This is a genomic window from Gilliamella sp. B3892 (assembly GCF_026536305.1).
In the GTDB taxonomy this organism is placed as follows: Bacteria; Pseudomonadota; Gammaproteobacteria; order Enterobacterales; family Orbaceae; genus Gilliamella.
On the sequence record NZ_JAFNOK010000016.1, the window covers coordinates 17086 to 41645 of the forward strand.

The following is a 24560-nucleotide window of genomic DNA, read 5'->3' on the forward strand; positions in this document are numbered from 1 at the left end:
TAAAAGTAAAATGATAACTATCATATAGTTGAAAAAAATTTATCACTGTTTATCTAAACTGTGATCTTATTAACAGAAAAATAGATCAAAAACATAAAAAATATAAAACAGTATTTCAAAAATAAGAATTAGGGATAAGGTGACAGTGATGCGTCATATAAAATTAAAAAAAATTTCTTTAATGGTGTTTATTTCGACATTTTCGGCATATGCATTTGCCGGCTCAGGCCAAACGACTTTTCAATATGAGCATAATTGGAAATCGATGGATCGAATTCATGCTGATACTTTGAAGTTAATTCATAAAACAGATGATAATTGGCAATTTGAATTTAAGTTTGGTGTAACCGAAGGTGGCGGAAATAAACGTGATACTTTATATGATGATATGTATGGTGGATCTGGTGGGGTCGTTATTCAAAAAGCATTTAATCTTCCTAATGGCTTTGGATCGTTAATTCCGGCATTAGAATTAGGCTTTGGTAAAGATTTAACGCTTTATCAACCAGGTTTAAAGTACAGTTATAAATTTAATAGTGACTGGTCAAGTAGCTTACGTTATCGCTATGAATGGAAAAAAATATCCCAATCAGAGCGCTATAAAACGGCCAAAATTGCCGGTAATCGGGTCAAATATCTTGCAAGCAGTAATACCGGAAGGCACCGTTTAGATTGGGCGTTAAACTATTCTGGATTAAAACGACTTAATCTTGCCTATACCTTTAATTATTATATCGGTGATTTTACCAATGACTCTTATAAAGTGGTAAATAACAAGCTGGTTAAAAATAAATATAAAGCTTATAACAACAAAAAAACTGATTATGAGCAAGAATTTAAAATAACGTATAACTACTCAAAACTATTTCGCCCCTATTTTTCGATTTCCGATGTTTCTAAAAATAAAACAACAGATACCAGACAGGCTAAATTCAAAGTTGGCTTCAACTACAATTTTGGGCAATCAAATAGCGCTGCGCCTAATTTTGCTTATAAAACCTTTTTCAAATATATGCATAATTATGGGCTAAATTCCCACTATCATAGCGATAATTTTGGCTTGCATCTCGACTTTGCTAACAAAGGTTATTTAGGCATCGGAATTAGTACTTATAATCAAATGAAAAACAAAATGTTTTTCGAAAATTTAGTCTCCAGTCATTATCAAATGTATGGCGGTTACCATTTCTATCTTGCTGATAATTGGGTGTTGACCCCGAATATGGAAGTAAGATTCTATTCAGGCGGCGGCTATAAAGCGAAAAATAAAGAAAATATTCCACATTATCAATTAGGTGATGTGAGTGACTCTCAACGTCCGGGAATGCGATATGCACCAGCATTGAAACTAACTTGGTTAGCAACTGACGATCTTTCATTGTATGGTCAGTATCGATTTGAATATCGCAAGGTTTCGCGTAGTAAGCGTGAAGATAGTGTTCAAGGCTATGTTAATAACCGTTCGCGTAATCGTTTTGATATTGGCGCCAATTATGCCTTATCAACTGATTGGAATATTGGATACCGATTTGCTTATTTTAGAGCTAACTATGTATTACAAAATGATAAAAAGCATGACTACCAACAAGAAATAGATATCAATTGGCAAGCCACAAAAGATTGGCAAATTAATTTTGCAGCAGAAGATGTTGCGAAAAAAGTTCACTCTGATGCAAGGGAAACCAAATTAGGATTGGGATTAAGTTACCTATTTTAATTTTGCTTTGAGCGATCCAAATCATAGTAAAACTTATTTTGGGGTGAAAATATGATAAAAAAATCAATTTTAGGCTTTTCAATGCTGGCTTTGCTGGCCGCTGAGACCAATGCCAGCACCTTATTACAAGGTCATGTTTATGTGAATAAACCGGTCGCTAATACTGTAGTGACCATTCGTGATGCCAATAATAAAACCTTGAAAGTGACAACCGATCATCAAGGATTTTATCAACAAGATGTTTCACAATTATCAGTCCCATTGGTGCTATTTGCTGATAACAATTTATTGAATCGAGCTGTGCAAAAGGGCATTTGTGCCGGCAACTGTATTGTTGCAATGGTGAGTTCATTACAACAAGATCAGGTTAACACTGCCAATATTAATCCATTAACCGACTATTTTGTTAGCGAAGTAGCGAAGCAAATTTCGCTTGTTGGTCCTGAGCAACTGATTGAACAAAGCGTTATATCGCCAATAAGTGATGATATTTTAACTAAAGCAGAAGAACAATTACATACGCTTTTTGATCAGGGTTTACGTCAAGCCGGGATCGCCGATCGATTATTTGATCCTGTGAGCACAAATGATCCTGCCCTAAACCGTTTACTCGATCTTATTATTTTCAATCGAGGCTATCACTCGGCCAGTGGTGAGGTGGGCGCAACTGTTTTGTTGGATATGCGTTTTAAACCGATAAGTCAACAATCGGTTTTTGATTATGATCGTGCTGTTAAACAAAAAGAGGAAAATATTAAAGCTAAAAAACGTATTTTTATTGTTGGTGATTCAACTGCATCTAACTATGATCTCAACGTTTATCCAAGAATGGGATGGGGACAAGTATTTGACCAGCTTCTTGATAAACAAGCCAATATTGTTGTGATAAATAGTGCACAATCGGGGCGTTCCAGCCGTAGTTTTGAGGCAGAAGGTTGGTTTGATCTGATCAAACCGCTCATGCAAAAAGGCGATTATTTGTTTATCGCTTTTGGTCATAACGATGAAAAATGTGATGTAAGCAATGTCAAACGAGGGCAAGCTGATGTCAGTCATTTATGTACTTACCCTAACGATGCTAATAATCATAAGCAGTATCCGGCAGATAAGGTAAGTATGTCTTTTCAAACCTCCCTTGAGCGTTATATAAATTTTGCTAAACAAAAGCAAATGACCCCTGTATTAATGACGCCGGTTACTCGATTTCGTGATGCCAATAATAAAATTGCTTATCAAAATCAAAGCACTTTGCCAGTAAGTCATATGCATTACACCAGTAATAAACCGGGTTTTGCTTATTTTGGTGATTATGCCAATACCATTAAATATACCGCTAACGTTAATCAAGTTGCACTCATTGATTTAGAGACATTGAGTATCGAATTTGCTAACTTACATAAACATGATTGGCAATCTTACTGGTTAGTTATCGATCCGAATAATCCAAACTACCCATACTACAAAACACAGTCAACAGGGGTGATAGATCATCCAGATACGACACATTTTCAAGAAAAAGGCGCATTAGCTATCGCCAAAATTATTGCTAATGCCATAAATAACGATCCTTGGTTACAACAAGGAATCACTTTTGATCAAAGTCAGATAAACTAATAAAAAGGTATTTGTTAAATGAAAAAATTAATCATTGCGCTATTCATTCCTTTGGCAATTAATTCATCTATTGCAGCATGCCATGCATTATCTCCTTCACCTATCAAAATTAGCGAAGCTCGTGATGTTGCACCTAGAGACGGTTTTGGTGGTTATGATTTAGCGACAAATACCGGAACGATCGGTGGTGCTAAAGCAAATGAAAAAATGATCTTTATGGTGAGTAACAAACAAGATCTTTTAGATGCGATTGCGATCAATAAAAATCAGCCTCGTATTATTCAAGTTTCCGGGATCATTGATCTTAGTGAAAATAAGCCGTACCAAAATTTTGACGATCAAAAATCACGATCCTTAATCAAACTACCAAGCAATACAACATTAATCGGTATTGGCAATAATGCTGGATTTATTCATGGTTCGATAGTGCTATCAAACGTTAGTAATGTCATCATCCGTAATTTGAAGATTGAAGCCCCCGTTGATGTTGAGCCGAAATTTGAAGAGGGTGACGGCTGGAACGCCGAATGGGATGGCATTAATATTATCACTTCAAGCTATATCTGGATCGATCATGTCACTTTTACCGACGGCCAATTTACCGACGATAAATATCAAGAAAAAGCAGGCTACAAATATGTACAACACGATGGTTTATTAGACATTAAGCGTGGTAGTGATTTTATTACAGTTTCTTATTGCTTGTTTGAAAACCATGATAAAACCATGTTAATTGGTCACAGTGATAAAAACGCCGAGCAAGATGAAAACAAATTAAATATCACGCTTCATCATAATGTTTTTTCTGATATTGGTCAACGTGCTCCAAGGATTAGATTTGGCAAGGTCCATATGTATAACAATCTCTTTAAAGGCACTGTTGATACATCTAAAACTGCCTATCCTTATCTTTATTCAATCGGTTTAGGTTATAAAGGCAGCGTTCTTTCAGAAAAGAATCAATTTATGATTACTGGTCTGAAAGACAGTTGCAAAATAGTCAAACAGTTTAAAGGCAATAATCTTCAAGATAACCACTCTTTATTCAATCAATCAACGGTTAATTGGTCGTCGTGCGGCTTTGATAATAAGGTAACTTGGTCTGTTCCTTATCAATACACGCTAGATGATGCTAAGTTTTTTGCTAAGCAATACTCACGCTTAGTAGGTAATGGAAAGCTTTAATAATCAGTACAAAAAACTGTTAGGATACATAATGAAAAAAATATTTACTTCGGCACTTTGTCTATCAGCGCTCTATTTTGGCACTGCAGATGCACAACAATGGAAAACAATAGCCTTTGGTCAATCAACAGATTTAAACTTTGCTTCACTTATTAAGCCCGAAAAAGTCGGAACCAATAATGCGTGGATTGCAGGTCAAAGCTCATTTTTAATCCCTAATCAGCCCTATCAATTGCCGGCTGATTTTTATCTTGAAAGTCGAGGCGGAAAAATAGCTAACTCGCATGATGGAATGGTGGTTTTTTACACTCAATTACCGGTTAATCAAACCTTTACTTTAGAAAGTGATGTTACCTTAGAACAGATTGGCCCGGAAGTCGACGGTAAAACTCCGGCAGCACAAGAAGCTGTGGGTTTATTTGTGCGTGATACTATTGGCGTTGCCAGAAGTGATCCTCAGCCGGCAGGTTATGAGGAGTTTCCCAATGCTTCAAATGTTATTATGAATGCCTTAATTACCCAAAATAAAAAGAATGATAATTTAGTCAAAGTCACCGCATTGGTGCGTGATGGCGTAAAAAAAGCTTGGGGTAATGAAGGTATATCAATTAATAAAGATGATTATGTTCAAAACGTCAATTATGTTGAGGTTAAAAATATGCATTTAACCCTAACACGAACAGCTGACAAATTTATTTTAGCGATGAAAGACAACGCTTCAGGAGTGGTGAATAAATGGCAAATGAATGACTATCAAGGCTTTATGAATCAACAAGATAACACCAATATTTATGTCGGTTTTTTTGCTTCGAGAAATGCTAAAGTTGAGTTCAAAAATTCGGCATTGACCCTTGGTGATGAGCTGGTCAACTACAGCCAATTACCGGAAAAACCACCGGTTATTGTGGATATTAAGCCAACATTAACCCTCGCTTCACCACTCAAGGTTTATCATAAAAACTACACATTACAATTTTTCCCTAACACGTCAGGGACAGTTTTTGTAAAAGAGATCAATAAAACATTTACTGCTAAAGTGGGTGAATTATTACAAATTACAACCGAATTATCACAAGGGGCTAATACCTTCACGGTCGAATTTAAAGATCAGAATAAAACTAATAGCCAAACCTTTACGGTAAATCTGGATAAATCAACAATTGAAAACTTATCGCATATTGTTGTTTCCCCTACAGGTAAAAGTCACAATCAAGGGACAAAACGCTCGCCGGTTGATTTACAAACAGCTATCAATAGTGTTGAGCCAAATGGTGTGATTTATTTAATGGATGGTTATTATAATGGCGTAACTATTACCCCAACATTGAGTGGTTTACCGGGCAAATTAAAAACCATTGAAGCGATAAATAAACATAAAGCGATATTTATCAACGAAACATTTAATTTAGATGGTTATTACTGGTCAATAAAACAGGTAATTTTTGACGGTAATATTGATGATAAAGATAATCAACCCGCCTATTTAAGAATTGCCGGTAGCCATAATATTATCGATCAAGTTATCACCCGTAATAATAGCGATACCGGATTAGCCATTTCTGCTAAAAGCAAAAATCGACTGTTTTGGCCGTCTTATAACTTAGTACTTAATTCTGATTCCTATAATAATATGGATAAATCCGGTAAAAATGCCGACGGTTTTGCCGCTAAGTTAGGGGTTGGTAAAGGTAATGTGTTTAGAGGGTGTATTGCGCATAACAATACCGACGATGGATTCGATCTGTATAATAAGATTGAAGATGGCCCTAACGAACCGGTTTTAATTGATAGCTCGATAACTTATTCTAACGGTTTTCCATTCTCTAAACCCAATATAGCTAAAGGTAGTATTGGTAATGGCTTTAAATTAGGCGCCGAAGGGCAGCCAGTAAACCACAGAATTATCAATTCCATTGCGTTAAATAATAATATGGATGGATTTACTGATAATTTTAATACCGGTTCTTATACAATAAGTAACAATATCGCTATCAATAGTGCCAGATATAATTATATCTTACGGGCTAATCCTTATACCTTTTTAAACCCGGTGGTAACATTTGAGCATAACTACTCTATTCGTGATAGCTGGCAATCGGTGATTAAAGATTCATTAGGACCACAAGTTGTTGTTAAAGATTTTCAATCTGTTACGCGTGATGCATTGTGGAAAGATGATATTAAATTCACAATAACACGTGATCAAAACGGAAATATTGTTTTACCTCCCGAATTAAAAACATTAATTGACCAGCACTTGGTTAACTAGTTAATAATCAATGTTAGCGCTAAACCAACAATTGGGTTTAGCGCACAATATCACGGTATACTGATTTTATTTTTACCAACATCAACCCTTATTGCGTTTATATTGTTGCAGCTAATTTTAATTGTGCTGACGGTTTATCTTTGGGATACGTAAGTGAGATAAGTGATTAGATGATAATTGGATTAAGACGATATAGATTTGCCATTTCATGCAACGACCGTTACGTTTGAAATGGCAAATAAGCCATGATAATTAAGCTAGTAGGCTTTTAATATAGGCAGTAATTTGAGGATCTTGGCTATTGTCAAATAGGCATTTTTGGAAACGTTCGCCTTTGATTGCATCTTTTAACAGTGATTGATCAATTGATTTTAATGATTCAATTAAGCTTTTACCTGCGGCGTTTTTCATTTCATTTAAAATAATAGCATTCGCATTTTGCGATTCACGGCGTTCCGGTGGGTAACCTAAGCCTTTTTCGCCTTCAAATGCTTTTTCAAAAATATAGCGCGCGTTCAGTTCAGCACCCCAACCAAATCCTTTGGCAAAAGCGAGAGATAATGCATTGCCATTATTAACTTGAGCAAATAAATAAGCGTCAGTAGGCTCAATACAATAGCCACAATTAACGCCAGGAAAAGCATTTAATGCCATTAGTGCTCCTTGCCCGGTACCACAACCGGTAATAACGAAATCAACCGCTTTACTGTTTAATAAAATAGCGCCAATAATACCCAAATGAACATAAGTTAATTTATTGTCATTGTCGCCATCCATGCCGACATTAAAAACGGTATGGCCGTGCTTTTCCGTCGCATTTTTTAATTCATTTAGAATAATTGGATTTTTAGCCGCTTGGCTAAACTCATTCATTAGTGCTATTTTCATGATTTACCTCTAATTTTGTTAAAATAATAACAAATTACATAAAAAACAGATCCTGCGTTTGTTATTAATGTGCTTTATATCGATTATAAACGTGCAAAAAAATATAGCAATTTTTTTAACTAAAATAAAACGATGTTTTAATAAATTTATTGCAATGTGATGAAAGTCACAAAACCATCCCCTTTTTTATATTACTATAGCCCAAAATAATAATTTAAGTCTTTTATACATTTAATTTTTTTAGATTCAGGGAGTTTATATGGCTAAGGGGAATATTGTACAATTATCATTTTCATCCTTTGTAGATGATGATTCAAAAAATGAAATTATCCGACTCACACCGGAAGGTGTGACATGTCATCGTAATTATTTTTACCAAAAATGTTTTACCAATGATGGTCGAAAAATCCTCTTTGCCGGTGAATTTGACTCCAATCGTAACTACTATTTGCTCGATCTTGAAAATCAGACCGCTAAGCAGCTTACTGAAGGCGCTGGCGATAATACTTTTGGCGGCTTTTTATCGCCTGATGATAAATTTTTATACTACGTTAAAAATGAGCGTAACTTACAACAAGTAAACCTTGAAACCCTTGAAGAAAAAAATGTTTATACCGTGCCAGAGCAGTGGGTTGGTTATGGTACTTGGGTCGCTAATAGTGATTGTACCGAAATTGTTGGCATTGAAATCGATAAAAAAGATTGGACACCTTTGACTGATTGGACGATTTTCAAAGCGTTTTATGATAAAAACCCACATTGTCGGTTGATCAAAATTGATATTGCAACAGGCGTTGCAACAACGGTAATTGATCAGAATGTTTGGTTAGGTCACCCAATTTTCAGACCTTTCGATGACAATACCGTCGCTTTTTGTCATGAAGGACCGCATGATTTAGTTGATGCCAGAATATGGTTAGTGGATCGTGACGGTAACAATGAGCGTAAAGCTCATGACAATTTACCGGGAGAGAGCTGTACCCACGAGTTTTGGGTACCGGATGGTTCCGGGCTTGCTTACGTTTCATATATGAAAGGGCAGCAAGAACGTTATATTCGACTTTATAACCCAGTTACCAATGAAGATAAACAAATTATGGAAATGCCCGCCTGCTCACATTTAATGAGTAACTTTGACGGAACACTTTATATTGGTGATGGCACCGGAAGCCCTGTTGATGTCATTGATACAAGTGGCTACAAAATAGAAAATGATCCTTGGCTCTATATTTTAGCGCCTAAAACCCAAACAGCCCATAAACTCGTTAAACACAATAGCTCTTGGCGAGTATTAGACGGTGATCGTCAAGTAACGCATCCGCACCCTTCGTTTTCGCCTGATAATCAATATGTTTTATACTCGTGTGATGCGCAAGATGAACCAGCACTTTATTTAACCAAAGTGCCAACTAACATTTTAAATGAAATGTGATAGACCGTGATTTGTCTGTCATAAATATAACGGAGAATATAACTATGTCGATTTTAAATAAATTTTCACTTAACAATAAAGTTGCGCTTGTTACCGGTGCCTCTTACGGTATTGGTTTTGAAATTGCAAAATCGCTTGCGTCAGCTGGAGCGAAAATTGTATTTAATGATGTTGTACCTGAAAACTTACAGAAAGGAATTGAATCGTATAAAGCTCAAGGTATTGATGCCCACGGTTATTTATTTGATATAACAGATGAAACAGCTGTTGAAAAAGCGATCGCTCAAATTGAACAAGAGCATGGCGTAATTGATATTTTAGTCAATAATGCTGGGATCATTCAACGAAAATCAATGTTAGAAACCAGCGCAGCCGAATACAGAAAAATTATTGATATCGATTTAACCGGTCAATTTATTATGGCTAAAGCCGTTCTTCCGTCAATGATTAAAAAAGGAAGTGGCAAAATCATCAATATCTGTTCAATGATGAGTGAGCTTGGCCGTGAAACAGTTGTCGGTTATGCATCGGCTAAAGGTGGTTTGAAAATGCTCACTAAAAATATCTGTTCTGAATTTGGTAGTGCCAATATTCAATGTAACGGTATTGGACCGGGCTATATTGCTACACCACAAACGGCGCCATTACGTGAAAAACAAGCGGACGGATCTCGTCATCCATTTGATCAGTTCATTATCGCTAAAACACCAGCTGGTCGCTGGGGCACTCCTGATGATTTAGCCGGGGCAGCGGTCTTTTTAGCGTCGGACGCATCAAATTTTGTCAATGGCCATATTCTTTATGTTGACGGCGGAATTTTAGCCTATATCGGTAAACAACCTTAATTGTATAATATTGCAAAAAATTGACAGAGATAAGAGATAAAAAACAAAGCTTTTTATCTCTTATCTGTTTTAAATATTTAGGAGTGAACTCATGTTTTGTTTTAATTCAGATTGTCAATTAATCGATTTAGGCAATGGTGTTAAACGTAAGATATTGGCGCATGACGGTAATATGATGGCCGTTGAAGTCCATTTTCAAACCGGCGCTATAGGGGCGATGCATCATCATCCTCATGAACAATTAACTTATGTGTTATCCGGTGAATTTGAATTTACCATTGGCGATGAAACTAAAATTGTTCGTGCTGGCGATACTTTATACAAAAAGCCTAATATTGAACATGGTTGCGTTTGTAAACAAGCTGGCGTACTGCTTGATATGTTTACGCCACAAAGATTGGATTTTTTATAAAATAGCTAGTAACGAGTCATAATTAAATATGATATAATTTCGACAGACTAAATTTGAACAAATATATCATTTTATAACTCATTAATAGCTAATTTTAGTAAGGAGATGTGCTTATCATGAACGATAGTTCACCAGAATCCGTTGCTTCAGTATTAAAAGTTTTTGGAATTTTAGAGGCTTTATCTGAGTCAAAAGACATTGCAATATCAGAATTATCGCAAAAAGTAATGATGCCTAAAAGCACAGCTTATCGTTTTTTACAAACTATGAAATCATTAGGTTACGTTAATCAAGAAGAGGATTCTGACAAGTATTCGTTGAATTTAAAACTACTTGATTTAGGTAACCGAGTGCTTTATCACCAAAACTTTTTGACCATTGCTGATTTAGAAATGAGAAAGTTACGGGATAAAACTAAAGAAACTATCCATTTAGCGGTTCGAGAAGGTGATCAAATTATCTATGTTAATAAAGTTGCTTCTGAACAATATAGCCTCTGTTTAACTTCGAAAATTGGTAATCAAGCCACAATTCACGCAAGTGGACTCGGTAAAGTCTTATTAGCTTGGCTCGATGACGAAAGCAAAAAAAGCTTAGTTAATGGTATTGATTTTGTCAGGTATACACCCAAAACCATTACCAGCAAAGAGGCTTTTTTAGCTGAACTCGATGAAGTAAAACGTTGTGGATATGGTAAAGATAATGAAGAATCTGAGCTAGGCTTACGATGCTTTGCGGTGCCGATTTATAATCGTTTAGGCAATATTATTGCGGCATTAAGCCTATCAACCTCAATTTTTCGATGCAACACTGCTGATGAAGAAGCGAAATTAATTAATGAAATCAGTCAATCTGCGGCCAAAATTTCAGAGTTGATTGGTTATAACAAACAATCAAAAAATATTGATTAATTGCTGTTATTATTGATATATCACGCCTAAACATACCGCTTGGCTTGCGCCAGTCACTTCCGGAATATTCGAAGGAATATGATTAATGCGACAATAAGCCAGCCAAGCAAAAGCAATCGCCTCCATGTCATCACTGTTTATACCCACTTGATCGGTTTTCATTACCTGCCATTGGGGTAATAACATCGATAATCTTTGCATAATAAGCGGATTTCTTGCTCCCCCGCCACAAACCAATAGTTGGCAAGGTAACTGTTTATTAATCGGTAATTTTCTAATCTCTTGCGCGATAGATAACGCCGTAAATTCAACTAATGTGGCTTGTATATCTTGAGGTAATAACGCAAATTGAGTCAGTTTTTTATGTAACCAAGGTAGATTAAATAACTCACGTCCGGTACTTTTAGGGGCAGGCATTTTAAAATAGTCTTCATCAAATAATTGGGACAATAACGCTTGATTAACCTTGCCTGTTTTCGCCCATTGCCCGTCTTTGTCATACCTTTTACTCAGATTTTGATATATCCAACTATCGAGTAATACATTACCCGGTCCAGTGTCATACCCAATAACGGCTTGATTGGGGATTAATACTGAAATATTACTGATACCACCAATATTTAAAACCACTCGATTAATCTGTTGGTTTTGCAGCACCGCTTTATGAAAAGCGGGCACGAGTGGCGCACCTTGCCCGCCGTAAGCCATATCTTTACGCCGAAAATCGGCAATTGTTGTGATTCCTGTTTTGGCAGCGATAATATTGGCATCGCCAATTTGCATCGTAAAAGGATATTGTGTGTTTGGTGCATGATAGACAGTTTGACCGTGACAGCCGATCGCTTTAATTTGCTTTCTATCAATATCATTTTTAAGTAAAAACTTATTGATGCTATCGGCATATAACAAACCCAGTTGGTGATCAAGCTCGCCTAAATTTTGCAGTGTTGTGTGCTTTGTTTCACAGAGGTTAAGTAACCGTTGTTTAATTGATTCCGGCATTGGCTCACAGTCACTGGCTAATGTCACAATCTTATTGGCGGTAATATCCACTAACGCCATATCAACCCCATCCATACTTGTTCCAGACATGACACCGATATATAAGTTTTGCATGGGTTATCCTTGTCGAATAATGTGACCGGTTAAGATATCTCTAATTTCCGAAGGTTGCGATCGATTACCTGTCTCACCTTGTAAAATTGGAAAATCCTCACCAAATTGTTTAGCAACTTCCGCCGCAGTTTTACAAGCCTGATAGCCTGATAAATTAGCACTGGTTGATACCAGTGGTTTACCAAATTGCTCACAAAGCTCGCGCACTAAAGGATGCGCAGTTACACGTACGGCAATTGAATCAAATTGACCGGTTAAGAAGTAAGGCGTGCTAAGATTTTTAGGAAAAATCCAAGTGATTGGACCAGGCCAGCTATTCAAGGCTAATTGTTTTTGCTCAGCGGTGATAGCATTAAGATTGATATAAGGAGTCAGTTGTTGAAAATTGCTGGCAATTAATATCAGCCCTTTATCAATTGATCGTTGTTTTAATTGTAGCAGTTTGAGTACAGCTGACTGGCAATCAGGATCGCAACCTAGCCCGAACACCGCTTCTGTCGGGTAAGCAATCACTTCCCCATTTTTCAATCGGATTGTTGATTGAGATAAAGATAATAAATTGGCCATTAAAATTTGAAAATTAACGAAAAGAATTGAAAATCATATTAAACCTAGCAAATCAGATTTGCAAATGTGCCAATATTTGCTTGAAGCCTGGGCTGGTTAGGTTAATCAAATGAGATTAAAGGTATAACCTTTAACCATAAGCATTGGCTAAAGGCCATAAATCGATTATTCCCAGTTTAATTGTGGGTGATATTTTGCGGTTAACTCTACAGCTTGTTGCATATTAATGATACTAATTCTTGCGTCGATCAATGCGATTAATCCACGTGCGGCGATGTCACTATCAAGTGCAAAGCAATACGGCGTTTTTTTGACTATTTCATCGAGTAATGGGATATGTTGTCTGGCTAACATCACGCCATTTTGCCAAAATAGCACCGCATCTTGATCAGATATTAGTTGGGTATCAATAATCGATTGGTTAGCTGTTGAAATTGTATGTAACATTATTTTTCACTTTTTATACTTAAACGTATATATTTTCTGAAACTTCTTGACAAGATATCACGTTAATCTTGCATGGTACATCTTTAATAGTTATTAGTATATAATAAGGACTATTTATTGAGCAAAGAATTCGTCATGAAATCGATCATTTTAGCTAACGAGCACGAAACCATTTTGTTTGGTCAGCAACTGGCAAAACAATCGCTACACTATTTATTGAATCATGATAGTGCAATAGTTATCTATCTTATTGGAGACCTTGGCGCAGGAAAAACGACATTTAGTCGTGGTTTTTTACAACAATTAGGTCATATCGGTAATGTTAAAAGTCCAACCTATACTTTAGTTGAACCTTATGAGTTTGACGGGTTTAGTGTTTATCATTTCGATCTATATCGGCTTAGTGATCCTGAAGAGTTGGAGTTTATGGGGATTCGTGAATATTTTGCTGCAAAATCTATTTGCTTAATTGAGTGGCCCAATCAAGCTCAAGGTATTTTACCTAACGCCGATATCGAAATTCATTTGGATTATTTGGCGCTTGAACGTAGTGTTTGTTTAGAAGCAAAAACAGATACCGGCCAAGCTATTATCAATCAATTAAACGATGAACTAGTGAAAAAACAATGAAAAAACTACTCACTTTTTTAATGCTTTTACTTCTTTGCAGTTCAGCTTATGCCGCCAAAGTAATTATTGCTGTTGATGCAGGACATGGTGGTAAAGATTCGGGTGCAGTAGGTAAAAACAAATTGTATGAAAAGACAGTCACCCTGTCTATTGCTAAAAAACTGACTAATTTATTAAATAAAGATCCTCAATTTAGTGGGGTGCTCACTCGAACTGATGATAATTTTATTTCTGTTGCAGAGCGTTCAGAAATTGCCCGCAATAATAAGGCCAATTTATTGATTTCGATTCATGCTGATGCGGCACCAAACCGAAAAGCGACCGGTGCTTCAGTTTGGGTATTATCGACCAAACGGGCTGATACGGAGCTTGGTCGCTGGTTAGAGCAAGATGAAAAACAGTCTCAGTTATTAGGTGGCGCCGGTGATGCCTTGAGCGAAGATCACAATCCCCATTTGAGTCAAGCTGTGATTGATTTACAATTTTCCTACTCTCAACGTGTAGGATATGAGCTGGCAACGCAAGTGATAAAAGAGTTGAATCGGGTTATTAAATTACATAAACATAAGCCCGAACATGCAAGTTTAGGGGTATTACGTTCGCCTGATATTCCGTCAATCTTAGTTGAAGTGGGCTTTATTTCTAATCAAGGCGAAGAGAGCTTACTTGCAAATAATGCACATCAAGAGAAAATTGCCAAAGCAATTTATAGAGGTGTTAAAAACTATGTAAAACAAAATCCGAAATTTGGAGAGCAACATTAATGGCAATTCATATTCTATCACCTCAATTAGCTAATCAAATCGCAGCAGGTGAAGTGGTAGAACGACCGGCATCGGTTATTAAAGAGTTAGTTGAAAATAGCCTTGATGCCGGCAGTACACAAATCGATATTGATTTAGAACAAGGTGGCTGTAAGCTAATTCGTATTCGTGATAATGGTTGTGGGATAGCCAAAGATGAACTGGCTTTAGCCCTGGCACGTCATGCAACCAGTAAAATTACCACGCTTGATGATTTAGATTCGATAATGAGTCTTGGCTTTCGTGGCGAAGCGCTAGCCAGTATTAGCTCTGTTGCCAGATTAACGCTAACTTCTCGTACGGCTGAACAATCAGAAGCATGGCAAGTTTATGCTGAAGGCCGGGATATGCAGCCAACAATCAAGCCTGCCGCTCATCCTGTGGGGTCAACAGTTGAAGTGCTTGACCTATTTTACAATACGCCGGCAAGGCGCCGTTTTCTTAAAACTGAGAAAACCGAATTTATGCATATTGAGGAGTTTGTCCGACGAATTGCGCTAGCTCGGCCAGATGTGACTTTTAATTTACAGCACAATGGTAAGCTCGTTAAACAGTATCGTACTCAAGAGTTAGCAAAAAGGGTTGAAATGGTTTGTGGTCGAGCGTTTATGCAAAAAGCGGTCAAATTGGATTGGCAACATGATGATTTAATTATTCAAGGCTGGGTAACCAGTAGCGAAGTGAGTGATCTGCAATATTTTTATGTTAATGGTCGAGTCATTAAAGATAAACTCTTAAATCATGCTTTACGACAAGCTTATGTCAGTCGTACTAATGAACAACAAAGTTATGTCGTATTTTTACAAATTGACCCTAAACAAGTCGATGTTAATGTTCATCCCGCTAAGCATGAAGTGCGTTTTCACGAAGCGAGACTTGTGCATGATTTTGTTTATCAAGCTATCGTTATGGCGTTAGAGTCTGATTTGCCTTCTATAGCCACAGACCAACCCGCTATTATGCCAAATCGATCTGCTGCCGGTGAAAACATCTTTAATCACCCTAAATCGCCGCAATCTTATCAAACCGCCAATCCGCTACCGAAAAAACAGGCTAATCATATTAAAGAAAATACAGCTTATGGGCAGTTAGTAAAGGTTGAGCCGCAACTGGAATTGGTTGCAGCATCTGAAGCGATTGAATCGTCACAAGATACTATTACTGAACCACAAAAAGCGGTGATAGATGCGTTATTTCCGAAACGAAATACGCCATTACAAACGTTACATCAACAGCTTGATAGTGCCTCATTAGTCCAATTTGGTCGGGTGTTGACGGTCATTCAACCTGATATCGCCTTATTGGAAAAGTATGAAGATAATCAGCAAAAGTTTATGTTAATGAATCTACCAATTGCGCAACAAAAAGTAACTGCAATCAAATTATTAACTCAAGAATCGGAAAAATTACTTATTCCACTGACTATTTTAGTTAATCATAAAGAACAGCAAGTGTTAGCCACTTATCAACCACAATTGCAGTTTTTAGGCTTTGATTTTTATGTTGATAAAGCTAAACTCCATTTACAAAGCGTGCCTAAAATGTTGCGAACAATGAATTGGCAACAGCTCTTACCTAGTTTAATCGCTTATCTGACATCGTCAGATAAAGACAACGAGAAGGGTATTGATCCAACACAAATAGCAGCATGGTTAGCAAGCCAATGCGATGATAATCGTACGGCGAGTTGGAGCGTTGCCAAAGTGATACAACTATTAGCGCAATTAGAGCAGATTGATGCTCAGTTATTACAACAAACGACATTTTTACATCCCGTTGATCTCCAATCATTTACTCAATCAATGTTATCATGAACAAACCAAAAATTATTTCGTTAATGGGGCCAACCGCTTCGGGCAAAACCGCCTTTGCAATGGCTCTTGCTGATAAATACCCAATTGATATCATCAGTGTTGATTCAGCACTGATTTATCGAGGAATGGATATCGGTACCGCTAAACCCACTCAAGATGAACAAAAACAGTATCCACATAAGCTGATTGATATTTGTGATCCGGCGCAGAGCTATTCGGCTGCCAATTTTCGCCATGATGCGATAGTTGAAATTGAAACTTCACTAAAAAATGGCCGAATTCCATTATTAGTTGGTGGCACCATGCTCTATTTCAAAGCATTAATCGAAGGTTTATCACCGCTTCCGGCGGCAGATAGTGAAATTCGTCAGCAAATAGAAGAGAAAGCCAATCGATTAGGTTGGCAAGCCATTCATGAGGATTTAAAAAAGGTGGATCCAGTTTCAGCAAAGCGGATCCACCCAAATGACCCTCAGCGACTAAATCGTGCTCTAGAAGTCTATTTGATTACCGGTAAAAGCTTAACTGAGCTAACTGAGCAAAGCGGCGAAGCGTTGCCATATGACATCAAGCAATTGGCTATCATGCCACAAGATAGAGCAGAACTACATCAACGTATTGAACAGCGCTTTTTACAGATGCTAGATCAGGGGTTTGAAGACGAAGTGAAAACATTGATGCAGCGATCGGATCTGCACTTGAATCTTCCCTCTATTCGTTGTGTTGGTTATCGGCAGATGTGGGAATATTTAACCGGCGATGTTAGCTATGATGAGATGGTATTTAAAGGTATTTGTGCAACTCGCCAATTAGCTAAAAGACAGATCACTTGGCTTCGCGGGTGGCAACAGCCAATTACTTGGTTAAACAGTGATAATAGCGAAACAATGCTTAATCAGATTTTTTAATCATTAAAAACTGGCCCGCTTCATTAATTGATAAATTATTTTGCATAACGTTACATTTAATGACAAATTTTTTTCAGTCTGTAAAGAAGTTTTAGGATATTACGACGTTTAAGCATAATTTTTCGTTTGTTTTGTGTTAATTTGTTAAAATTTTAGTTATTTGTGCATAAATTGCAGATGAGCGGTTTAAGAGTAGCCTTTTTTATGTTATTTTGATAATACTAAATAAGTGTTTTTTTGTTACTTACTAATAAAAAAATATTTTAACTAAAGTATAACTATCACACATACATATTTTATTTTATTATCATTTTAAAGGATAAACTCATGTCAAAAGGGCAGTCATTACAAGATCCTTACTTAAATTTGCTTCGTCGCGAACACATTCCTGTATCAATCTATTTAGTTAATGGTATTAAATTACAAGGACAAATAGAATCATTTGATCAATTTGTAATTTTATTAAAAAATACAGTGAGCCAAATGGTTTATAAACATGCTATCTCAACAGTCGTTCCTTCAAGACCTATTTCAGGATTGGTAACCCAGTCTGAAGAGGAAAGCGAAAGCTGATTATTTTCAGTGGAGAATTTGATTGTTTGAGCGATATAAAGGCGGTGAATCTGCCTTATTAGTCCATGTATTCTTCCCCCAAGAAAGCGATATCGAGGATCTAAAAGAGTTTGAAGTATTAGTTTCTTCAGCTCAAATAGACATTCTCGATATCGTGACAACTTCAAGAAAATCACCACAAGCCAAATATTTTATCGGCGAGGGTAAAGCCCTAGAAATCGCTGAAAAAGTTAAGCAACTTGAAGCATCGGTTATTTTAGTCAATCATACACTAACACCCACTCAAGAACGTAACCTTGAAAAACTGTGCGAATGCCGTGTAGTTGATCGAACAGGATTGATTCTCGATATTTTTGCTCAGCGAGCCAGAACGCATGAAGGTAAACTGCAAGTAGAGTTAGCCCAATTACAATACCTTTCCACTCGTTTAGTTCGAGGATGGACACATTTAGAACGTCAAAAAGGTGGGATAGGATTGCGTGGTCCCGGTGAAACTCAGTTAGAAACGGATAGACGCTTAATCCGGCATCGAATTCAATTAATTTTATCCCGACTTGCCAAAGTTGAAAAACAGCGTAATCAAAATCGCCAATCAAGAAACAAAGCCGATCTGCCTACCGTTTCATTAGTCGGTTATACCAATGCCGGTAAATCAACACTCTTTAATCAGTTAACAAATGCTGATGTCTATGCCGCAGACCAATTATTTGCAACACTCGATCCAACATTAAGGCGTATTATGGTCGATGATGTTGGCGAAGTTGTGTTAGCCGATACCGTGGGATTTATTCGTCACTTGCCGCATGATCTTATCGCAGCTTTTAAAGCTACTTTACTTGAAACGCAAGAAGCGGCACTTTTGCTACATGTTGTTGATGCAGCCGATCCTAATTTACTGGATAATATTCATGCTGTTGATGAAGTACTGTTAGAAATTCAAGCACATGAAATCCCAACGTTATTAGTGATGAATAAAATCGATCTCATGGACGACAAACAGCCCTGTATTGATCGTGATGAAAATGGAATGCCAATTCGTGTTTGGATTTCTGCGCAAAATGGTTTAGGATTAGATCTCTTATTTATTGCATTAAAAGAAAGGCTTGCTAGACAGATTCAAGTTTGTCAATTAAGCTTACCAACTCATTTAGCCAGACTTAGAAGTCGTTTTTATCAGTTAAATGCAGTGGAACATGAATTCATTAATAAAGATGGTAGTTTTCATCTTGATGTGAGGATGCCTTTAATTGAATGGAATCGCCTCTGTAAACAAGAACCAGATCTGCTATACTTAACCAATACGCAAAATAACAACTAAACTAATTGTTAAATGGAGCATCTAAAATATGGCGTGGAATCAGCCCGGTAATAACGGACAAGATAACGACCCATGGGGAAATAACAACAAAAAACCGTCCAAATCATCAGGCGGTTTATTGGATATCATTAATAACCTTCTAAAAAAGGGTAACTCAGGAAACAATAATGGTGGGTCACAAGGCACTAAGTTGCCAATAAATGCCTCAAAAATTATTGGTATTATTGTTGTCACCCTTATCGTCATTTTGGCAGGAAGTGGGTTTTATACTATTAATCAAAGCCAGCGTGGTGTGATAACTCGCTTTGGTCAAGTTCAGCCAGAAATTATTCAACCCGGATTAAATTGGCGAATACCTTTAGTTGATAATTTGTATGTTGTTGATACGCAAGGTACACAAAATTTCAATGTTAAAGGCTATATTGTGACCACCGGTGAAAATCTGGTTTATGTTGAGATGAATGTTCAGTATCGTATCAACGATCCGATAAAATATTTATTTAATGTAACAAATGTTAAAGATAGTCTTCACCAAGCGGCAGATAGTGCACTTAGAACGGCAGTAGGAAGCTCTAATATCGATGCAATTATTTCAGATGGCCGTGCGGCTCTTGAAAGCAGCACTAAAGATGAGCTAGTTAATGTTATTACGCAGTATGATATGGGGATTAATATCGTTGATTTAAATTTCCAGGTTGCCGGTCCTCCTGATCAAGTTCAAGATGCTTATGATGATGCGATTCGTGCTCAAGGCGATAGTGAGCGTGAAATCAAAAAAGCTGAAGCCGATAAAGTTCAATTAATCCAGCAAGCAGAAGGTCACTCAGCAAGAATTATAGCTGATGCAGATGCCTATAAAGTCAAAGTTGAACTCGAAGCAGCGGGTGATGTAGCACGCTTCGAAAAATTACTACCACAATATAAAGCGGCGCCGGAAATAACCAAAGAGCGTTTATATATCGAGACAATGGAAAAAATATTGAGTAAAACCAATAAAGTCATTGTTAATGATAAAAGTGGTAATTTAATGGTATTACCTTTAGAACAATTAATGAAAAATAAAGGTCAACCAGCGACTAATTCAATTGATTCAAATAGCGAATACAATTTTAATACACCAAGTTCTTCTGAACCAATAATCACTGTACCAGAAGCTAAGAGTGAATCACAACAAAGCGTTAGCCCGAACAATCAGCCAACTGATAGAACAATGCGGGAACCGCGGTTTATTGGACGTTAAGGAGAAATATAAATGCGTAAATTATTGATTCCTCTTGTTTTGATTTTAATTGGTGTACTTGTCTCAAGTGTCTACGTGATTGAAGAAGGAACTCGTGGTGTGGTTTTACGATTCAATAAAATTATTGAGTTATCAACACCAGGACTACATTTTAAAATTCCGGGTATGGATAGCGTTAAAGTTATTGATGCAAAAATTCAAACAACCAATAGTTCAAATAATAATCGAGAACAACGATTTTTTAATGTTCAGAAAAAAGAGTTGATTGTAGACTATTTTGTGCAATGGAAAATTGTGGATTTTAACCGTTATTATGAAACAATTGCCGGCGGTAATAATGTCGAAGATTTATTATTAGCTCGTTTAAACGGGCGGTTAAGAGCCGAGATCGGTAAACTCAGTAATGAAGACATTATCAACGATTCTAATGCAGATACTAAATCACGTAACTCATTAATGATTCGTGTGAAAGATGCTTTAAATGGTACTCATCATGAAACAGTTGATAATACACCGATCGATAAACTTGTAAATGATGCTAAGAAAGATCCGGAAGGTTCTAAAACCAGCTTACGAGCATTTGGTGTTGAAGTGATTGATGTGCGAATTAAAAAGATCAATTTCCCGGATGCGGTTTCTGGTTCTATCTATGCAAGAATGCGAGCTGAACGTGAAGTTATTGCACGTGATAAACGTTTTGAAGGTGTCAAAAAAGCTGAAGAAACACGAGCAAGTGCGACTTTACAAGCCACTAAAATATTATCTGAAGCAGAACGCCAATCACGTGCTACCCGCGGTGAGGGCGATGCCAATGCAGCTAAACTTTATGCCGATGCATTTAGTAAAGATAAAGAATTTTTTAGCTTTATTCGTAGCTTAAAAGCTTATGAACAAAGCTTTGTTGGCAATGATGTTATGGTCATTAGCCCGGATAGTGAATTTTTCCAATATATGAAATTAAAATCTGATAAATAACTGAATGAGTAAATAGTCTATGAGTAATAATGTTGTTGTGCTAGGTACACAATGGGGTGATGAAGGCAAAGGTAAAGTTGTTGATTTACTCACAGAAAAAGCAAAATATGTAGTTCGTTATCAAGGTGGGCATAATGCAGGCCATACCTTAGTGATTAACGGTGAAAAAACGGTATTACATCTAATTCCTTCGGGCATTTTACATAATAATGTCATCAGCATTATTGCTAACGGGGTTGTGCTTTGCCCGGATGCATTAATGAAAGAGATGAAGGAACTGGAAAATAGCGGCATACCTGTTAAAGAAAGATTATTGATATCTGAATCATGTCCATTAATTTTGCCTTACCATATTGCACTCGATCAAGCCCGTGAAAAAGCGCGCGGCAGTAAAGCAATCGGTACAACCGGTCGTGGTATTGGTCCTGCATATGAAGATAAAGTTGCTCGTCGTGGACTTCGAGTTGGGGATTTACGTGATCGCCAAGCTTTTGCTGAAAAATTAAAAGAGGTAATGGAGTATCATAACTTCCAATTAGTTAACTACTACAAAGCCGAAGCAGTAGACTATCAAAAAGTGCTGGATGATACACTCGCTATCGCTGACATTTTAATTGAGATGATAGCTGATATACCAACGCTATTAGAAGAGGCACGCAAAAAAGGCGAAAGAATCATGTTTGAAGGTGCGCAAGGCACTTTACTTGATATTGATCATGGTACTTATCCTTTTGTTACCTCTTCAAACACAACAGCGGGTGGTGTAGCGACCGGATCAGGGTTTGGTCCTCGTTACGTTGGCTATGTATTAGGTATTGTTAAAGCTTATTCTACTCGTGTTGGCGCTGGTCCTTTCCCGACAGAGTTATTTGATGATGTGGGTGAGTATCTTTGCAAACAAGGTAATGAGTTTGGGGCAACAACAGGCCGCCGTCGTCGTACCGGTTGGCTTGATGCGGTTGCAGTTCGTAAAGCTGTGCAACTCAATTCGGTTTCCGGATTTTGCTTAACTAAACTTGATGTGTTAGACGGCCTTAAAGAAGTTAAAATCTGTGTTGGTTATCAATTACCAAATGGTGATGTAATTAAAAATGCACCAGCAGCAGCGGAAGACTGGAGCCTGGTAAAACCTGTTTATGAAACTATGCAGGGTTGGAGCGAATCAACTTTTGGTGTGAAAAATTTTGATGCATTACCGTCCGCCGCAAAAAACTATATCAAACGGATAGAAGAATTAACTGATACCCCTATTGATATTATTTCAACAGGTCCGGATCGTAGTGAAACCATGATTCTACGTGATCCTTATCAAGCGTAATTGTAAATAAAAAATCGGGAGCATTTTCCCGATTTTTTATTTTTAGGATATTAAAACTAAAAATAGTTAACTGAGTATGAGGACATTATGGCTAAATTAGGGACGCCGTTATCACCCACTTCAACCAAAGTTATGCTGTGTGGCGCAGGTGAATTGGCTAAAGAAGTCGTGATAGAACTACAAAGGTTTGGTTGTGAAGTTATTGCTGTTGATCGCTATGCGAATGCGCCAGCAATGCAAGTTGCTCATCGTTATCATATTATTAATATGCTAGATGGTAATGAATTGAGAAAAATTATTGAACAGGAAAAACCCGATTTTATTGTTCCAGAAATCGAAGCCATTGCAACGCAAACTTTAGTTGAATTAGAACAAGAAGGATTTACCGTTATTCCCACTGCAAAAGCAGTCGCGTTAACCATGAATAGAGAAGGAATTCGTCGCCTTGCTGCTGAGCAACTAAATCTACCAACTTCACCTTATCGGTTTGCTTCAACCGAAAAAGAATTTAAAGATGCGGTAAAAGAGATTGGTTACCCCTGCTTAGTTAAACCAGTGATGAGCTCTTCCGGTAAAGGGCAAACATTATTACGTAGTGAAGCTGATCTTCAATTAGCTTGGAAATATGCACAAGAAGGTGGTAGAGCTGGTGGCGGTAAAGTCATCATAGAAGGTTTTATCGACTTTGATTACGAAATTACCTTATTAACCGTTAGGCATATCAATGGTGTCTCTTATTGTGAACCGATTGGGCATCGTCAGGAAAAAGGCGATTATCGTGAATCTTGGCAGCCTCAACAAATGTCTTGTAACGCTTTAGAGCAAGCAAAAGATATTGCAACTAAAATAACACAAGCATTAGGCGGGCACGGTTTATTTGGTGTCGAACTGTTTGTTAAAGGTGATAAAGTTTGGTTTAGTGAAGTATCGCCTCGTCCTCATGATACCGGAATGGTAACCTTAATTTCGCAAAATTTATCTGAATTTGCCTTACATGCCAGAGCTATATTAGGCTTACCTATCCCACTTATTGAACAATATCATGCTAGTGCATCTGTGGTGATAATGGTTGAAGGTGAATCAAAACAGGTATCGTTCACAAATTTAGATAACGCATTAAGTCAACCAAATACTGATTTACGTTTATTTGGCAAGCCACAAGTTGAAGGTTGCCGAAGAATGGGGGTTGCACTTGCAAGCGCTGTAACAGTGGAAGAAGCAATAAATAAAGCCGATGCTATTGTAAAACAGTTAAAAATAACCCTATAGGGCATTACTTTGTGTAAAAAGCAATCACTTAATTCAAAAAAAGCAAATTTTGCAAAATAGGGGTTGACGTAAACATGTGAAGTGAGTAACATACGCAACCCTTGAGACAGCAAACTAAAACAACAAAATGTTTAGTTAAATTTAAAGCTGTCAGCTCTTTAAAAATAAGAAACAGACAATCTGTGTGGGCACTTGCGAGACGAAAAATTAAAAGTCTACGGACTAAAAAATTAAGTCTTGATAAGTGACACTGAAGATTCATTTGAATAATGTCAGAGACAGTTATTGAGCATCAAACTTTAAATTGAA

General features: G+C 37.1%; 21 protein-coding genes and 1 pseudogene. 18 read left to right on the forward strand and 4 right to left on the reverse strand.

The features are described from left to right. The first annotated feature begins 148 nt into the window (after positions 1-148). The 4 genes from J3U74_RS11655 to J3U74_RS11670 are packed head-to-tail and all read left to right on the forward strand — an operon-like array spanning position 149 to position 6785. Complete coding sequence (locus J3U74_RS11655; RefSeq protein WP_267328833.1) at positions 149-1717, forward strand: oligogalacturonate-specific porin KdgM family protein; 1569 nt, start codon at positions 149-151, stop codon at positions 1715-1717. A gap of 51 nt (positions 1718-1768) precedes the next feature. Further along, the gene (locus tag J3U74_RS11660; RefSeq protein ID WP_267328832.1) at positions 1769-3331 is read left to right on the forward strand and encodes a GDSL-type esterase/lipase family protein; all 1563 of its coding nucleotides are present in this window, start codon (positions 1769-1771) and stop codon (positions 3329-3331) included. Between the two features lie 18 nt (positions 3332-3349). Continuing rightward, entirely contained in the window at positions 3350-4516 is a 1167-nt protein-coding gene (locus J3U74_RS11665; RefSeq protein ID WP_220218487.1) for a pectate lyase family protein, read from the forward strand. A gap of 31 nt (positions 4517-4547) precedes the next feature. Beyond that, the gene (locus J3U74_RS11670) at positions 4548-6785 is read left to right on the forward strand and encodes a right-handed parallel beta-helix repeat-containing protein (RefSeq protein WP_267328831.1); all 2238 of its coding nucleotides are present in this window, start codon (positions 4548-4550) and stop codon (positions 6783-6785) included. 252 nt (positions 6786-7037) lie between these two features. On the opposite strand, the gene J3U74_RS11675 is transcribed toward J3U74_RS11670, so the two are convergent. Further along, positions 7038-7673: an RpiB/LacA/LacB family sugar-phosphate isomerase gene (locus J3U74_RS11675; protein ID WP_267328830.1), complete on the reverse strand. Its 636-nt coding sequence runs from the start codon at positions 7671-7673 to the stop codon at positions 7038-7040. Positions 7674-7932: 259 nt separating this feature from the next. On the opposite strand from J3U74_RS11675, the gene J3U74_RS11680 reads away from it, so the two are divergent. From J3U74_RS11680 to kdgR, 4 genes are all read left to right on the forward strand, one after another. Beyond that, the gene (locus J3U74_RS11680) at positions 7933-9105 is read left to right on the forward strand and encodes an oligogalacturonate lyase family protein (RefSeq protein WP_267328829.1); all 1173 of its coding nucleotides are present in this window, start codon (positions 7933-7935) and stop codon (positions 9103-9105) included. A gap of 50 nt (positions 9106-9155) precedes the next feature. Then, entirely contained in the window at positions 9156-9950 is a 795-nt protein-coding gene (locus J3U74_RS11685; protein ID WP_366915719.1) for a gluconate 5-dehydrogenase, read from the forward strand. Between the two features lie 91 nt (positions 9951-10041). Beyond that, positions 10042-10362 (forward strand): cupin domain-containing protein, encoded by a 321-nt coding sequence (locus tag J3U74_RS11690; RefSeq protein WP_220218492.1) that lies wholly within the window; start codon positions 10042-10044, stop codon positions 10360-10362. A gap of 116 nt (positions 10363-10478) precedes the next feature. Then, positions 10479-11273 (forward strand): DNA-binding transcriptional regulator KdgR, encoded by a 795-nt coding sequence (gene kdgR, locus J3U74_RS11695; protein ID WP_220218493.1) that lies wholly within the window; start codon positions 10479-10481, stop codon positions 11271-11273. A gap of 9 nt (positions 11274-11282) precedes the next feature. Here kdgR and J3U74_RS11700 read toward each other — a convergent pair whose 3' ends face one another. The 3 genes from J3U74_RS11700 to tusB all read right to left on the reverse strand — a co-directional run bounded on the left by J3U74_RS11700 (position 11283) and on the right by tusB (position 13403). Then, positions 11283-12389 carry an anhydro-N-acetylmuramic acid kinase gene (locus J3U74_RS11700; protein WP_267328827.1) on the reverse strand — a complete coding sequence of 369 codons (1107 nt, stop codon included), beginning with the start codon at positions 12387-12389 and terminating at the stop codon, positions 11283-11285. Positions 12390-12392: 3 nt separating this feature from the next. Further along, a complete protein-coding gene (locus tag J3U74_RS11705) occupies positions 12393-12956 on the reverse strand; it encodes a Sua5/YciO/YrdC/YwlC family protein (protein ID WP_267328826.1) in 564 nt (187 codons plus the stop codon). Positions 12957-13121: 165 nt separating this feature from the next. After that, a complete protein-coding gene (gene tusB, locus J3U74_RS11710; protein WP_220218496.1) occupies positions 13122-13403 on the reverse strand; it encodes a sulfurtransferase complex subunit TusB in 282 nt (93 codons plus the stop codon). A 135-nt stretch (positions 13404-13538) separates the two neighbouring features. Here tusB and tsaE point away from each other — a divergent pair, with 135 nt between their 5' ends. The 10 genes and pseudogenes from tsaE (at position 13539) to purT (ending at position 24251) form a co-directional block, all read left to right on the forward strand. Then, positions 13539-14033 carry a tRNA (adenosine(37)-N6)-threonylcarbamoyltransferase complex ATPase subunit type 1 TsaE gene (gene tsaE / locus J3U74_RS11715; protein ID WP_220218497.1) on the forward strand — a complete coding sequence of 165 codons (495 nt, stop codon included), beginning with the start codon at positions 13539-13541 and terminating at the stop codon, positions 14031-14033. Between the two features lie 56 nt (positions 14034-14089). Then, positions 14090-14776 (forward strand): annotated as a pseudogene (locus J3U74_RS11720) (N-acetylmuramoyl-L-alanine amidase); the annotation flags it as partial. A gap of 20 nt (positions 14777-14796) precedes the next feature. Next, positions 14797-16650 (forward strand): DNA mismatch repair endonuclease MutL, encoded by a 1854-nt coding sequence (gene mutL / locus J3U74_RS11725; RefSeq protein ID WP_267328824.1) that lies wholly within the window; start codon positions 14797-14799, stop codon positions 16648-16650. Further along, complete coding sequence (miaA, locus tag J3U74_RS11730; protein ID WP_267328823.1) at positions 16647-17558, forward strand: tRNA (adenosine(37)-N6)-dimethylallyltransferase MiaA; 912 nt, start codon at positions 16647-16649, stop codon at positions 17556-17558. Before mutL ends, miaA begins: the two co-directional genes overlap by 4 nt. Positions 17559-17885: 327 nt before the next feature. After that, positions 17886-18131 (forward strand): RNA chaperone Hfq, encoded by a 246-nt coding sequence (hfq, locus tag J3U74_RS11735; protein ID WP_220218501.1) that lies wholly within the window; start codon positions 17886-17888, stop codon positions 18129-18131. Positions 18132-18153: 22 nt separating this feature from the next. Beyond that, complete coding sequence (gene hflX / locus J3U74_RS11740; protein WP_220218502.1) at positions 18154-19449, forward strand: ribosome rescue GTPase HflX; 1296 nt, start codon at positions 18154-18156, stop codon at positions 19447-19449. A 28-nt stretch (positions 19450-19477) separates the two neighbouring features. After that, on the forward strand, positions 19478-20689 hold the full coding sequence (gene hflK / locus J3U74_RS11745) for an FtsH protease activity modulator HflK (protein WP_220218503.1): 1212 nt from the start codon (positions 19478-19480) through the stop codon (positions 20687-20689). 12 nt (positions 20690-20701) lie between these two features. Beyond that, on the forward strand, positions 20702-21664 hold the full coding sequence (gene hflC, locus J3U74_RS11750; RefSeq protein ID WP_220218504.1) for a protease modulator HflC: 963 nt from the start codon (positions 20702-20704) through the stop codon (positions 21662-21664). 19 nt (positions 21665-21683) lie between these two features. Further along, positions 21684-22982, forward strand: a complete 1299-nt coding sequence (locus J3U74_RS11755; protein WP_267328822.1) for an adenylosuccinate synthase — start codon at positions 21684-21686, stop codon at positions 22980-22982. 87 nt (positions 22983-23069) lie between these two features. Beyond that, on the forward strand, positions 23070-24251 hold the full coding sequence (gene purT / locus J3U74_RS11760) for a formate-dependent phosphoribosylglycinamide formyltransferase (RefSeq protein ID WP_267328821.1): 1182 nt from the start codon (positions 23070-23072) through the stop codon (positions 24249-24251). Positions 24252-24560 lie beyond the last annotated feature (309 nt).

What these genes read in the sequence shown, in the direction of transcription:
- mutL (WP_267328824.1), top strand. Translation starts at nt 14,797, where the DNA reads ATGGCAATTCATATTCTATCACCTCAATTAGCTAATCAAATCGCAGCA.
- J3U74_RS11690 (WP_220218492.1), top strand. Translation starts at nt 10,042, where the DNA reads ATGTTTTGTTTTAATTCAGATTGTCAATTAATCGATTTAGGCAATGGT.
- J3U74_RS11670 (WP_267328831.1), top strand. Translation starts at nt 4,548, where the DNA reads ATGAAAAAAATATTTACTTCGGCACTTTGTCTATCAGCGCTCTATTTT.
- kdgR (WP_220218493.1), top strand. Translation starts at nt 10,479, where the DNA reads ATGAACGATAGTTCACCAGAATCCGTTGCTTCAGTATTAAAAGTTTTT.
- tusB (WP_220218496.1), bottom strand. Translation starts at nt 13,403, where the DNA reads ATGTTACATACAATTTCAACAGCTAACCAATCGATTATTGATACCCAA.
- J3U74_RS11665 (WP_220218487.1), top strand. Translation starts at nt 3,350, where the DNA reads ATGAAAAAATTAATCATTGCGCTATTCATTCCTTTGGCAATTAATTCA.
- J3U74_RS11755 (WP_267328822.1), top strand. Translation starts at nt 21,684, where the DNA reads ATGAGTAATAATGTTGTTGTGCTAGGTACACAATGGGGTGATGAAGGC.
- hflK (WP_220218503.1), top strand. Translation starts at nt 19,478, where the DNA reads ATGGCGTGGAATCAGCCCGGTAATAACGGACAAGATAACGACCCATGG.
- hfq (WP_220218501.1), top strand. Translation starts at nt 17,886, where the DNA reads ATGTCAAAAGGGCAGTCATTACAAGATCCTTACTTAAATTTGCTTCGT.
- J3U74_RS11675 (WP_267328830.1), bottom strand. Translation starts at nt 7,673, where the DNA reads ATGAAAATAGCACTAATGAATGAGTTTAGCCAAGCGGCTAAAAATCCA.
- purT (WP_267328821.1), top strand. Translation starts at nt 23,070, where the DNA reads ATGGCTAAATTAGGGACGCCGTTATCACCCACTTCAACCAAAGTTATG.
- tsaE (WP_220218497.1), top strand. Translation starts at nt 13,539, where the DNA reads ATGAAATCGATCATTTTAGCTAACGAGCACGAAACCATTTTGTTTGGT.
- J3U74_RS11700 (WP_267328827.1), bottom strand. Translation starts at nt 12,389, where the DNA reads ATGCAAAACTTATATATCGGTGTCATGTCTGGAACAAGTATGGATGGG.
- hflC (WP_220218504.1), top strand. Translation starts at nt 20,702, where the DNA reads ATGCGTAAATTATTGATTCCTCTTGTTTTGATTTTAATTGGTGTACTT.
- J3U74_RS11655 (WP_267328833.1), top strand. Translation starts at nt 149, where the DNA reads ATGCGTCATATAAAATTAAAAAAAATTTCTTTAATGGTGTTTATTTCG.
- miaA (WP_267328823.1), top strand. Translation starts at nt 16,647, where the DNA reads ATGAACAAACCAAAAATTATTTCGTTAATGGGGCCAACCGCTTCGGGC.
- J3U74_RS11660 (WP_267328832.1), top strand. Translation starts at nt 1,769, where the DNA reads ATGATAAAAAAATCAATTTTAGGCTTTTCAATGCTGGCTTTGCTGGCC.
- J3U74_RS11680 (WP_267328829.1), top strand. Translation starts at nt 7,933, where the DNA reads ATGGCTAAGGGGAATATTGTACAATTATCATTTTCATCCTTTGTAGAT.
- J3U74_RS11705 (WP_267328826.1), bottom strand. Translation starts at nt 12,956, where the DNA reads ATGGCCAATTTATTATCTTTATCTCAATCAACAATCCGATTGAAAAAT.